Source organism: Noviherbaspirillum sp., assembly GCF_035944575.1.
Classification (GTDB): domain Bacteria; phylum Pseudomonadota; class Gammaproteobacteria; order Burkholderiales; family Burkholderiaceae_D; genus Noviherbaspirillum.
Window position 1 is genome coordinate 26917 of sequence record NZ_DASZBA010000089.1, and the last position, 13049, is coordinate 39965.

The 13049-nt window shown below is 55.3% G+C and carries 13 protein-coding genes; 6 read left to right on the forward strand and 7 right to left on the reverse strand.

The window, feature by feature from the left end; translation table 11 throughout:
- Positions 1-62: 62 nt before the first annotated feature.
- The 4 genes from VGU61_RS05370 to yihA form a co-directional block, all read right to left on the reverse strand.
- On the reverse strand, positions 63-1172 hold the full coding sequence (locus VGU61_RS05370; protein ID WP_326858071.1) for a magnesium transporter CorA family protein: 1110 nt from the start codon (positions 1170-1172) through the stop codon (positions 63-65).
- Positions 1150-2406 carry a sterol desaturase family protein gene (locus VGU61_RS05375; RefSeq protein WP_326858072.1) on the reverse strand — a complete coding sequence of 419 codons (1257 nt, stop codon included), beginning with the start codon at positions 2404-2406 and terminating at the stop codon, positions 1150-1152. The genes VGU61_RS05370 and VGU61_RS05375 overlap by 23 nt, the downstream gene beginning before the upstream one ends.
- Before the next feature lie 74 nt (positions 2407-2480).
- Positions 2481-3494: a porphobilinogen synthase gene (gene hemB, locus VGU61_RS05380; RefSeq protein WP_326858073.1), complete on the reverse strand. Its 1014-nt coding sequence runs from the start codon at positions 3492-3494 to the stop codon at positions 2481-2483.
- A 239-nt stretch (positions 3495-3733) separates the two neighbouring features.
- Positions 3734-4432, reverse strand: coding sequence for a ribosome biogenesis GTP-binding protein YihA/YsxC (yihA, locus tag VGU61_RS05385; RefSeq protein WP_326858083.1), 699 nt, complete (start codon positions 4430-4432; stop codon positions 3734-3736).
- A 150-nt stretch (positions 4433-4582) separates the two neighbouring features.
- Here yihA and VGU61_RS05390 point away from each other — a divergent pair, with 150 nt between their 5' ends.
- The 5 genes from VGU61_RS05390 (at position 4583) to VGU61_RS05410 (ending at position 10334) form a co-directional block, all read left to right on the forward strand.
- Complete coding sequence (locus VGU61_RS05390) at positions 4583-5242, forward strand: c-type cytochrome (protein ID WP_326858074.1); 660 nt, start codon at positions 4583-4585, stop codon at positions 5240-5242.
- Between the two features lie 70 nt (positions 5243-5312).
- Positions 5313-7421, forward strand: coding sequence for a cytochrome c biogenesis protein ResB (locus tag VGU61_RS05395; protein ID WP_326858075.1), 2109 nt, complete (start codon positions 5313-5315; stop codon positions 7419-7421).
- 49 nt (positions 7422-7470) lie between these two features.
- On the forward strand, positions 7471-8622 hold the full coding sequence (gene ccsB / locus VGU61_RS05400; RefSeq protein ID WP_326858076.1) for a c-type cytochrome biogenesis protein CcsB: 1152 nt from the start codon (positions 7471-7473) through the stop codon (positions 8620-8622).
- A 78-nt stretch (positions 8623-8700) separates the two neighbouring features.
- A complete protein-coding gene (gene msrP / locus VGU61_RS05405; protein ID WP_326858077.1) occupies positions 8701-9678 on the forward strand; it encodes a protein-methionine-sulfoxide reductase catalytic subunit MsrP in 978 nt (325 codons plus the stop codon).
- 17 nt (positions 9679-9695) lie between these two features.
- A complete protein-coding gene (locus tag VGU61_RS05410; protein ID WP_326858078.1) occupies positions 9696-10334 on the forward strand; it encodes a protein-methionine-sulfoxide reductase heme-binding subunit MsrQ in 639 nt (212 codons plus the stop codon).
- Between the two features lie 120 nt (positions 10335-10454).
- Here VGU61_RS05410 and lysA read toward each other — a convergent pair whose 3' ends face one another.
- Complete coding sequence (gene lysA / locus VGU61_RS05415; protein WP_326858079.1) at positions 10455-11738, reverse strand: diaminopimelate decarboxylase; 1284 nt, start codon at positions 11736-11738, stop codon at positions 10455-10457.
- Positions 11739-11748: 10 nt separating this feature from the next.
- Entirely contained in the window at positions 11749-11934 is a 186-nt protein-coding gene (gene lptM / locus VGU61_RS05420; protein ID WP_326858080.1) for an LPS translocon maturation chaperone LptM, read from the reverse strand.
- Positions 11935-11974: 40 nt separating this feature from the next.
- On the opposite strand from lptM, the gene cyaY reads away from it, so the two are divergent.
- Positions 11975-12313 (forward strand): iron donor protein CyaY, encoded by a 339-nt coding sequence (cyaY, locus tag VGU61_RS05425; RefSeq protein ID WP_326858081.1) that lies wholly within the window; start codon positions 11975-11977, stop codon positions 12311-12313.
- A 58-nt stretch (positions 12314-12371) separates the two neighbouring features.
- Here cyaY and VGU61_RS05430 read toward each other — a convergent pair.
- A partial coding sequence (locus VGU61_RS05430) for a penicillin-binding transpeptidase domain-containing protein (RefSeq protein ID WP_326858082.1) occupies positions 12372-13049 on the reverse strand: 678 nt, incomplete at its 5' end.

Genomic DNA, 13049 nt, shown 5'->3' on the forward strand with positions numbered 1-13049 from the left:
TGCCGTAAATGACAAAAAGCGCCCGACGATCGGGCGCTTTTTTTATGGGTTCGGGCGGACAGCTATTTCCTACTGTCGAAAGCGCGGTCTTCAAGATATCGTTTTTGCCTGAAGTAAAGCAGCATGACGATGACGAGCAGCAGCATTGCCCCTATGGTGATCCAGAAACCTGCGCGGTCTTTCAGCAGCGGCAGGTAATCGAAATTCATGCCGAAAATGCCGGTAATTAAAGTAAGCGGCATGAACAGCGCCGTGATTACCGTCAGAGTCCGCATGATCTCGCTGGTACGATGCGCCATGAGCGAAAAATGAATCTGCACGGCAGACTCGATGGATGATTCGAGCCGCCGCGCATGATTCAGAACGCGGCTGATATGCTCGATTACATCATTGATACGAACCAGCAAAAGATCGGATTCCTTGCGGTCATCGTGGTTGCCTTTGACATCCACTATGTAATCCCGTAGTTCCTGCAAGGCGTCCAGTTGCCCCTCGCTTAGTTGGTCGAGTTTGCGCAACTCGATACGGGCATCGAGCAATGCAAGCCAATCATTGAACGGGCGGCGCGGATTCAACAGGGCGCGTTGCCAGCGGTCGATTTGTGCGGTCAGCGGTTGTCGAAGTTCGAGATACTGGTCAACCATCGCATTCAGCAGGCGAAGCATCAATTCTTCCGGCGACACTGGTGGGCGGGCGGTATTCAAACTGCCGTCGCGCTTGTGCTTGTAGTCAAGCAGCCGGTTGCGGGTCGCCTCCACGGTACGGCTGCGCGCTGCATGAATGGTGATCAGCGTACGGCCAATCAGCAGGAAGGTAACTGGCTTGGTAGCCAATTTGGCGAGTGCCTGCGGTACCTTGCGTTTGCTACTGTCTTCCACCTGTACGGCTTGTGCCTCGGGCTGATTATTCAGGTCCAGTTTGCGAAAGACCACCATCGCGTAGTCTTGGGTTGAATCGAAATAAGACGGATGGGACAGGTTGGTAATGTCTAGCAAATGCGGGTCGTATACATGAACGCCCGTCATTCCTTCAACGGTGCTGCGCCATGCCTGTACGTCGGCGGCAACTTCGTCGTGAGTCGTATCGAGCCAGAGAAATTCCTCGTCGGATATATCGGCCGGTCTTTCGGTAATACGGGAAACCTGTTGTCTACTGATGAGAAAAATGTCCATGTGGTGCGGGAAGAGATTTCAAAACCATCCAGAATGCGGCAAGCGAAATGAGAGCCGATACCACGATCACGCTTTGCACGATGGGAGGAAGAGTGGGGGCCCCAAACCATGACCCGGTCACCAGTACGCCAATCGCCGTGCCAACGAGCCTGACCGATTCGAGCAAGGAATAGCCGGAAGCGCGCTCCATCAGGCCGCCGATGATCCATAGTCCTCCTCCAAGCCAGGCCGCGTAGGCCAGTCCCGACCAGCCGGGAATCGTGTTGTGCACGGCAAGAAAGTGTGTGGTGGTCAGTAATAACACGGAGAACTGTGCCAGGCAATAAATCTGCTCCGACCGGGTAAGCTCGGGGTTGTACAACGCGTGCCGGATATCGAAATCGACTTTTGGATGGACTGCTTCGATGTCAGCCGGACGCCATCCGGGCCGGGCGAACAGCAAGCGCAGCTTGTCACGCAGGCGGCGGGTATGCCATGCATCCTTTGCGATCGATTTATACACCTCGATATTTGCCCAGAGCGGATTCCAGCTGCGCAACGGACTGCGCGTGCCATACACGACCGGCTCGTCGTCGCGCTCCTCGATGAAGGTGCCGAACATGCGGTCCCAGAGAATCAGGATGCCGCCATAATTTTTATCGAGATACACATCATTGACCGCATGATGCACGCGATGATTGGACGGTGACACGAAGACGCGGTCGAACCATCCCAGCCTGCCAATCTGCTGGGTGTGAACCCAGAATTGATAGAGCAGATCGATCAGTGCCACCGCGGCGAATACTTCCAGCGGATAGCCGAGAACTGCCATGGGGATATAGAAGATCCAACCCAGCAACGCGCCACTGCTGGTCTGGCGCAATGCGGTCGACAGGTTATAGTCCTCGCTCTGATGATGAACGACATGCGCTGCCCAGAGAATATTGACTTCATGCCCCATGCGATGCAGCCAGTAATAGCAGAAGTCATAGAGTAATAATCCCGACACCCAGACCCAAAGGCTGTCCGCCGGCAGCCTGAACAAGGCAACATGTTCAAGCAGCCATGCATAAATGCCGATACGCAGAAGGCGCATGAACACGCCGCTGATCTGGCTGAGTACGCCGAGGCTGATGCTATTGATTGCGTCGTTGAGACGATAGGTATTGCGGTGCCGCAGCAGGCCGACAGCCAGTTCAATGAAGATGAGTAAGAAAAAAACCGGCGTTGCCAGCGTGATGACTTTTTCCTGCATCATTGCCTCCATTTGCCGCCGAAGCGGCAATTTTTATTTGTCAGGCAATGGTAGCTGAAAAGAAGGCGTGCGGATCAACCGAGTTTCAGCCGACGGGCAATGTCGCGCGCAAAGTAGGTCAGTACGCCATCGGCGCCTGCACGCTTGAATGCCAGCATGGATTCCATCATCGCCTTATCGTGATCGAGCCAGCCATGCTGCGCGGCAGCCTTGATCATCGCGTACTCACCGCTCACCTGGTAAGCAAAGGTCGGCACCTTGAACTCATCCTTGACCCGTCGCACGATATCCAGATAAGGCATGCCCGGCTTGACCATCACCATATCGGCGCCTTCCGCAATATCCAGCGCGACCTCGCGCAGCGCCTCGTCGCTGTTGGCCGGATCCATCTGGTAAGTGGCCTTGTCGCCCTTGCCGAGATTGGCTGCCGATCCGACAGCGTCACGAAACGGACCATAAAAGGCGGATGCGTATTTGGCCGAGTACGCCATGATGCGGGTGTAAATGAAGCGGTGTGATTCGAGGCCGGCCCGGATCGCCCCGATGCGGCCATCCATCATGTCGGATGGCGCCACGATATCGACTCCGGCTTCGGCCTGCACCAACGCCTGCCTTACCAGTAGTGCGCAGGTTTCGTCATTGAGCACATATCCATCCTGATTGATGACGCCGTCCTGCCCATGGCTGGTGTAAGGGTCCAACGCAACATCGGTCAGAATGCCCAGCTCCGGGAAGCGCTGCTTGAGTTCGCGTACTGCCCTGGGAACCAGCCCATCGGGATTGGTCGCTTCGATGCCGTCCGGTGTCTTCAGTGTCGGATTGATCACCGGGAAAAGGGCCATGACAGGAATGCCAAGCGCAACGCAATCTTCCGCCACGGTCAACAGCAGATCAACGGAAAGCCGTTCTACGCCAGGCATCGAGCCTACTTTTTCGCGATGATTCTCGCCTTCAAGGATGAAGACCGGGTAAATCAGATCTGAGGTTGTAACGACATTTTCGCGCATCATTGCACGGGAAAAGGCGTCCTTGCGCATGCGGCGCATCCTGATGGCGGGGAAGTTGGGTTTGAATGGGTTGTCGGCCATGTCGAGGTAAGTGAACGATATAAACAAGCGATGAAAGTGGAATACGAAAAATGGTGAATTTTCGTATGGAAATATGAAACTTTTTCGGCCTCGCTCCATCTCAGGAATAGGTGATCACTCACCTCCCGCTTCTCCTCCCTGAGCGGGGCCATATCGTAGCATTAGCGATAAGGCGTTACTGCCCTGGAGATCTTCCCCTTTCTCCAGGGCTTTTTTTCGTCTGCATTTTCTCCCGGTATTCAGCCCGCATCTGTTGGCGGCCCGATTTCCGTATCGTCATTCAAAGACAGCAGTTCCAGAATCCGCTGGTCTGCTTCCTCCAAGCCAATACGTTTCAGTGCCGAAAAGAGTTGCGCAGTGAATGGGAAAGGATGGCCTTGCGCATCAACATAGCTGCTCAATACTGTCCGCGCAAGCCGTAATGCATTGGTTGCTTCATTGCGGCTCAGTTTGTCCGACTTCGTCAGTAGGCAATGAATCGGTTTGCCGGTCGGCGCAAACCATTCCAGCATCTGGATATCCAGTTCGGTGAAAGGACGGCGTGAGTCCATGATGAGCACCAGGGCGCTCAGCTGGGCCCTTTGCTGAACATAGCTTCCCAGCAATTGATTCCAGTGGTTCTTGGCCGCACCCGGGACTTCTGCATAGCCATATCCAGGCAGGTCCACGAGCAAGGCGCGGATCTCATCGACTCTGGTTTCGTCTTTCCGATGCATGCCGACATGCGCGCCGCCGATGGAAAAATAATTGATGTGCTGTGTCCGGCCAGGCGTCTTCGATGCGAAAGCCAGTTTTTTTTGATTGCAGAGGATATTGATTGCTGTCGATTTGCCGGCATTTGAACGTCCAGCGAAAGCAACCTCAGGGACTTGCGTATTTGGCAAGTCGCGCAGATGGTTCACCGTAGTGAAGAAACGGGCTTGCCAAAGTAGGGACATAGAGATAGGAGAAAATACAGCAAGAGAGGCAAAATGCCGAGAAGCTATTGTACAATAAGGGGTTATGTATGTTGCGCCGCAAAAGCGAAGCCGCACAGACGATCTCCGGCAACAGGCCAGAATTTTAATATCAAGTCTCAGGGTGTTTGAATGAATCGTGCGTTTTTACCGTTTGTAAAATCCGTGTTGGTCGCGATGCTGGCGCTTTCGTCCGTCGCTCATGCAGCAGAAGAGAAAAAAGCCCCCAAGGCCGACCCTGCCAAAGGTGAGGCGCTGTACACCAAGGGCGATGCCTCCCGCAATCTGGTTGCCTGCGTATCCTGCCATGGCGCTGCCGGCAATTCGACAATCGTGCAGAACCCCAAGCTGGCGGGCCAGCATGAGGCATATCTGTTCAAGCAACTCGCCGACTTCAGGACACCTGAGCGCAACAATCCAATCATGACGCCTATTTCCAAGGCGTTGACCGATGACGATATGCGCAATCTCTCTGCTTATCTCGTGACGCAGGCGCAGAAGCCCGGCGCGGCGAAGAGCAAGGAAACAATCGAGATCGGCAAGCAGATCTATCGTGCCGGTATCGCTGAAAAGAATGTCCCTGCCTGCGCAGGCTGCCATGCACCGAACGGTGCCGGTATTCCTGCCCAGTTTGCGCGGCTTGGCGGCCAACATCAGGAATATACCGCGGCGCAATTGGTGAATTTCCGCTCTGGGGCGCGCAACAACAGTCAGCAGATGACGACCATCGCCAAGCGGATGTCGGACGACGAAATCAAGGCGGTCTCGGATTACATTGCCGGCCTGAAGTAAATAAACAAAATAAGAAAAATGACGGATCAAGGGGGTGGCCAAGGCCGCCCCTTTTTCTTTTGATGAGAATATGACTACAAGTACATCCGGACTGCATCTCAACACCAATCGACGCTGGTTGGCCGATGCGGTCGAACTGTTATCGTCGATGCGTTTCGCAATCAGCCTGCTGTCGTTGATCTCGATCGCATCGGTGATCGGTACCGTCCTCAAGCAGAACGAGCCGATGCCCAATTACGTGAACCAGTTCGGGCCGTTCTGGTTCGATGTGTTCGAAAAACTGGGCCTGTATGCCGTTTATTCCGCCTGGTGGTTCCTGCTGATCATGGCGTTCCTGGTTCTATCGACGTCGTTGTGCCTCATCCGCAATACGCCCAAGATGCTCAAGGATATGCGCAGCTGGCGCGACAATGTACGCGAACAGTCGCTACTCAATTTTCATCACAAGGCCGCATGGACATCCCCAGCCGCACGAACGGCATTCGCGCAGAGTCTCGCCGGTCAGGTTGCCGCTAACGGCTACAAGGTGAAGCTGGTCGAAAAGGAAAATGCCAGCCTGATCGCTGCCAAGCAAGGAGCGGCCAACAAATGGGGTTATATATTCGCGCATAGCGCGATCGTGATTATCTGCATCGGCGGCCTGCTAGACTCGGATCTGCCAATCCGTTTTCAGAAATGGGTGTATGACAAAACACCGTTTTCCGGCAACGGCATCATCGCCGACATTCCGGCGCAGCATCGCCTGGGGCTAGGCAACCCGACGTTCCGCGGCAACACATTGATTCCCGAAGGTGGCGCCAGCACCACCGCAATCATCCCGCAGCAGAGCGGTGTGCTGATTCAGGAGTTGCCGTTCTCCATCAAATTGAACAAGTTCATCATCGAGCACTACTCTACCGGCATGCCGAAACTGTTTGCCAGCGAAGTGGTGGTGCGCGATAACATTACCGGTCATACCTTTCCGGCAACGATCAAGGTTAACGAGCCCTTGATCTACAAGGGCATCGCCGTCTATCAGTCGAGCTTCGAGGATGGCGGAAGCAAGCTGAAGCTCTCGGGGTATCCCATGTCGGGCCTGCAGGATGACGCATTCGCAATTGCGGGCGAGGTTGGCAGCACGACCCCGTTGTCCAAAAACGCCGATGCAGAATACACCGTCGAATGGTCCGGCTTCCGGATGTTCAACATCGAGAACATGGCGCAAAGCGGGCAGGATGTGCGCGCTGTCGATACCAAAAAAACATTCAACGAAAAATTCACGGCGGGCCTCGATAAGCAGCTTGGCTCCGCCGCAAAAAATGCGAATAACAAGGATCTGAAGAACGTCGGACCCAGCGTGCAATACAAGATTCGCGACAAGACCGGCCAGGCAAGGGAATATCACAATTACATGCAGCCGGTGCAGGTGGAAGGTGATTACATGTTCCTCACCGGCGTGCGCAATTCGCCGAACGAGCCATTCCGGTATCTGCGCATTCCTGCCGACGACAGCGACACCGTGGAAGAGTGGATGCGCTTGCGGGCAGCGCTTTCCGATCCGGCACTTAGGGCGCAAGCGGCAAAGCGTTACGCGCAGCGCACCATGCCGAGCTCGCGCGATACGGCGGACAAGCTTAGAGAGCAACTGGAGCAGTCCGCTCTGAAGGGGCTGTCGATTTTCGCCGGCGAGGAGGGAATGGGCGGCTACCTGGCCGTATCGCAATTTCTTGAAAAAATTCCGCCGCAGGAACAGGAAAAGGCCGCAGATATCTTCATGAAGATCCTGAACGGCAGTCTGTGGGAACTATGGCAGACTGCACGGGAAAAAGACGGACTGAAACCTGTTGCGGGGGATGAAAAGCAGGCGCGCTTTCTTCAGTTGTCGACCAATGCGCTGTCCGATTCGTTCTTCTACGGCGCACCGGTTTACCTGCAGCTCAAGGAATTTGAAGAGGTCAAGGCGTCTGTGCTTCAAGTGACGCGCTCTCCGGGCAAAAAGGTGGTTTATCTGGGCTGCCTGTTATTGACCTTGGGCGTGTTTTCGATGTTTTACATCCGTGAACGCCGCCTTTGGATCTGGGTAAAGTCCGATGCAGATGGCCGGTCACACGCACTGATGGCAATGAGCTCGCAACGCAAGACACTGGATTTCGAAAAGGAATTCGATACCTTGAAAGGCCGCCTGACGCAGGGCGCCTGAATGTGCAAGAATGCGCCGCATTGAATGCGGGAAAGAGATGGAGAAAATCATGGAAATGACACAAGCACAGACCTACGAGGCACCACCGGGTTTCTTTAAGCGGCTCACGGCGATCGACTGGCTTTATGGGCTGGCACTGGTCGCCGGTGCGTTGTTCGCCTTGAGCCGGTTTGGCGCCTACATGGATGGCTATGAAAAAGCGATCCTGCTACTGACCGCGCCGACGTTCGCCTGGCTGGGCTGGTACTGGAAGCCGATACGCCCGTTGATGGCCGTGCTTGCCGTCTTGGCTTTGGCGGGAATAGCGTTGTATGGCGGTTCGCTGGACGCCGCAAATACCAGATTTTTTCTGAAGTACATCCTCTCGAGCCAGTCGGCCGTCCTGTGGATGAGCACGCTTTTCTTCCTCTCTACGTTGTTCTACTGGGGCGGCTTGATCGCCAGATCCGACTTCGGCGGCTCGATCGGCAGCAAGCTTTGCTGGGCGGCTGTCGTGCTCGGTTTTACCGGCATGCTGGTGCGCTGGTATGAGTCCTACCTGGTTGGCGTCGATGTCGGGCACATTCCCATTTCCAACCTGTATGAAGTATTCATCCTTTTCTGCCTGATCACCGCGCTGTTCTACTTGTATTACGAGCAGCACTACGCTACACGGCAGCTCGGGCCGTTCGTCATGCTGATCGTTTCGGCAGCCGTGGGATTCCTGTTGTGGTACACAGTCAGTCGGGAAGCGGCGGAAATCCAGCCGTTGGTTCCGGCGCTGCAAAGCTGGTGGATGAAAATTCACGTACCCGCTAATTTCATCGGCTACGGCACGTTCGCACTCGCGGCAATGGTTGGCATTGCTTACCTGCTGAAATCGAAAGGCCTGCTGGCCGATCGTCTTCCTCCATTGGAGGTGCTCGATGATGTGATGTACAAGGCGATCGCGGTTGGATTCGCCTTCTTCACCATTGCTACCATCCTCGGCGCGCTCTGGGCAGCTGAAGCATGGGGCGGCTACTGGTCGTGGGATCCGAAGGAAACCTGGGCGCTGATCGTCTGGTTGAATTACGCCGCGTGGCTGCATATGCGATTGATGAAGGGGTTGCGTGGTCAGGTCGCCGCGTGGTGGGCCTTGGTCGGGTTGCTGGTAACGACCTTTGCTTTCCTTGGCGTCAATATGTTCCTGTCCGGTCTGCATTCGTATGGGCAGCTATAACCCTTCGAACTAATAATCATTTGTAAGGATATGGCCTGCATGTCCGACCAAGGTCGGACAAAATGAACAGGAGCGCGCATGTTGATCAAACCCGGCCCCAATGGCGTCGATATTCCGTTTGCTTCCGAAATCACGCCGCGTGACGTCTTCGAATCGCGGCGGACATTCATCAGGCAGCTGGCAGTTGGATCGATTGCAGGCGGTGCGCTTGCTCAAATGGCGGCACGTGAGGCATTTGCGCAATCGGCAGTGACGAAGCTGGCCGCAAAATCAAATCCGGCATATGTGGTGATGGAGAAAACCACGTCTTACAAGGATGCGACCAGCTACAACAACTTCTACGAATTCGGAACCGACAAAGCAGATCCGGCGCAGTATGCCGGTACGTTAAAGACACGTCCCTGGACGGTGGCAATCGAAGGCGAAGTGAAGAAGCCGGTGACGCTGGATATCGATACGCTGCTGAAGCTCGCGCCGCTCGAGGAGCGTGTCTATCGTCTGCGTTGCGTCGAAGGATGGTCGATGGTGATCCCGTGGATCGGGTATTCGCTGGCGGAGTTGATCAGAAAAGTCGAGCCGAATGGCAATGCGAAGTATGTGGAGTTCATTTCGCTGGCCGACAAGGCGCAAATGCCCGGACTGCGCAATCCGGTTCTTGAATGGCCTTATGTTGAAGGATTGCGGATGGATGAAGCCAATCATCCACTCGCGATGCTGGCGCTGGGCATGTATGGCGAAGTATTGCCAAATCAGAACGGTGCGCCGGTGCGCATCGTGCTGCCCTGGAAATACGGTTTCAAGTCGGCGAAGTCGATCGTCAAGATCCGCTTTACGCGCGACCAGCCGAAGACGGCATGGAATATTTCGGCGCCCCAGGAGTACGGGTTTTACTCCAACGTCAATCCATTAGTCGATCATCCTCGCTGGTCTCAGGCTACCGAGCGCCGCATCGGCGAAGACGGTTTTCTGACCAGGAAGCGGAAAACGCTCATGTTCAACGGGTATAACGAGGTGGCATCGCTATACACCGGCATGGACTTGAAGAAGTTCTTTTGACGCGTTAGACGCTGGCCATGTTCAATCCGACGCCTCGGCAGCTCGCGGCAATCAAAGCGCTGTTTTTCACGGCGTCCCTGCTGCCGTTCGCCCGTCTCGTACTGTTTGCATTTGCCGAACGACTCGGTGCCAATCCAATCGAATTCATCACTCGCAACACCGGCGACTGGACCTTGTACTTCCTTTGCATAACACTGGCACTGACGCCATTGCGACGCCTGCTAAGCTGGAACTGGCTCCTCAGGCTGCGCAGGATGGCCGGCCTGTTCACGTTCTTTTATGCTTTCCTGCATTTCGTCACCTTTCTTTGGTTCGACCATTTCTTCGACGTGGCTGAAATGCTCAAGGATGTGTTGAAGCGTCCGTTCATCACCGTCGGTTTTGCCGCATTCGTGCTGTTGATACCATTGGCGCTGACAAGCACGAACGGCATGGTCAAACGCCTGGGCGGCAGGCGTTGGCTTTGGCTGCATCGAACGATATACATCATCGCGCCGCTTGCCATCCTTCACTTCTGGTGGATGAAAGCAGGTAAAAGCGATTTTGCGGAACCGATTGTTTTCGGTTCCGTGCTGGGATTGCTGCTTGGCGTGCGGCTGTACTGGAAGCTCCTGCCGTCGAAGAGTCCAACGGCCAAGGGCCGCAGCGCCGCATAGGGAATCTATCGAACCGCTTACGTGGCTTCATCCAGAACCGTGATGTCCGCACATCGCTGCAAACTTCGTCCGGCGCACTGGTTTTCAAGCTGTTGAGCCGACGAAGGAGCAGATCAGACATCAGGGGAGAACGGACTCCAGTGCATACAGCTCGGTTGCGGCTTCCCTGCGGCGGATCAGATGCACGCGGTCTCCATCCACCATTACTTCGACTGCCCGGCCGCGTGTGTTGTAGTTGGATGCCATCGTCATGCCATACGCACCCGCCGACATGATCGCCAGCAAATCGCCTTGTTCGATCGCCAGATCGCGCTGCCTCGCAAGCCAGTCGCCGGATTCGCAGACCGGTCCGACAACATCATAGGTCTTAGCTCGTTCCGCGCGCTGGAGCACTGGTTGCACACCATGCCAAGCTTCGTACATTGCCGGCCGCATCAGATCATTCATCGCCGCATCGACGATGGCAAAATTCTTTGTGCTGCCGTGTTTCAGGTATTGCACTTCGGTCAGCAGAATGCCTGCGTTGCCAGCAATCGACCGGCCTGGTTCGAACATGACCTGGATCGGCGCGCCATCGTGCTTAGCCATGCGCCACTGATCGACCTTCCGGAATAATCTTGCGAGATAATCACCGATCGGCACCGGCTGCTCGTTCGCGTAGGTAATGCCTATGCCGCCCCCGATATCCAGATGATGGAGGTGTATGCCTTCAGCAGCCAGTTGGTCGATTAATTCGATGACCTTGTCGAGTGCTTCGAGCAATGGCGCATCGTCCAGAAGTTGCGAACCGATATGGCAATCGATGCCCACCACCTTGAGATGGGGCAGCGAAGCGGCAAGGCGATAAGCCGCCATGGCCTCATCGAAGTCGATGCCGAATTTGTTTTCCTTCAGGCCGGTGGAAATATATGGATGGGTTTTCGCATCGACATTGGGATTGACGCGCAGCGAAACAGGGGCTTGCTTGCCGACTTCACCGGAAATCTCATTCAAACGATGCAGTTCCCCGACCGATTCCACGTTGAAGCACAAAATGTCATGGGTCAATGCCAGACGCATTTCCTCTGCCGACTTGCCGACTCCGGAGAAAATCACCTTGCGTGGGTCGCCTCCGGCTGCAATCACTCGCTGCAGTTCGCCGCCGGAGACAATGTCGAACCCGGAACCGAGGCGGCTTAACAGATTCAGCACTGCAAGATTCGAGTTGGATTTGACGGAATAACACACTAGCGCACCGGATTCACCACGACGGTGTTCCGCGCAGGCATTGGCATAGGCCAAATAATTTTCCGTGAAGGCGGCTTTGGAATAAACGTAGGCAGGCGTGCCGAACTGTCGGGCAATGTCGCGCAGGGCGACGTTCTCGGCGAATAGCGCGCCGTCTTTGTAAGTGAAATGCGGCATGATGATCGATTTACTTGGAAGCGGGAGCAGGATCCTGTGTCGGCGCGGTTTGCGCCGGCTTTGCTGCGGGTGCTGTCGGCTGCGGTTTGGCCGGAAGGAACAAGGGGCCTTTCTGGCCGCAAGCGCCAAGAACCCCTGTCGACGTCATGACAACCACCAGCAGCGCAAGACGCCGGAAATCAGATAGGAACTTCACGTTTAGAATCATGGTTGGATAAAACTGAGCGGAGTGTAGCATGACTGAATCTGAATTCCTGGCGCTGGCTGAAGCTGCGCTGGCCAGAATTGAAACCATCCTGGAAGCTGCGTCGGACAACGGCGAACTGGATGTGGAATGCAGTCGGAGCGGAAATGTTCTGGAAATCGAATTTATCGACAACGGCTCGAAGATTATCGTCAACAGCCAGACGCCGATGCAGGAACTGTGGATTGCTGCACGATCGGGTGGTTTTCATTACCGCCATGAAAATGGCCGGTGGTTGAATACTCGCGACCGATCGGAGTTGTTCGCATCGCTTGCAACAATGGTCAATGAACAGGGAAACGCCAATATCGTCATGGGCGAGCGGGCGTAGCAGACGGAAAAAAGCCGAAGCGCGTTACCGGCTTCGGCTTCTTCAGTGAACCGCTCGATCAGAACAATTCGTTCTTGACCTCGTCCCTTGCTTTTTCTTCTTCCGAGCTTGGGCGATCGCCAACGCCCAGGCTTCCCACGCCTGCGCCTGGCGGGTTCTCGGCATAGTAATAGTCGCCCGCAACCTGGATTATGCCTTCCGGAACCGGACGTTCTTCGATTGGAGAGTCCTTCAATGCTTTTTGCATGTAGCTGATCCAGATCGGTAACGCGAGGCCGCCGCCGGTTTCCTTGTTTCCAAGATTTTTCGGCTGATCAAATCCAATCCATGCCACGCCGACAACCTTTGGGCTATATCCGGCAAACCAGGCATCGAAGGAATCGTTCGTAGTGCCGGTTTTGCCGGCAATGTCCGGGCGCTTCAATACCAGCGCCTTAGTGGCGGTGCCGGATTTGACGACGTCTTTCATCATGCTGTCCATCAAGAAGGCATTGCGTGCATCGATCACGCGATGCGCCTCATCGCCGGCACGCTCCGGAGCGACCTTCGACAGCACTCGACCTTCGGAATCGGTTACCTTGGAGATGATGTAGGGATTGACTTTGTATCCCCCATTGGCAAATACCGCATACGCTCCTGCCATTTGCAGTGGCGTGACAGCGCCGGCTCCAAGCGCCAGCGTCAGGTAGGCCGGGTTCTTCTCTGCATCGAAGCCGAAGCGGGTTGCATATTCCTG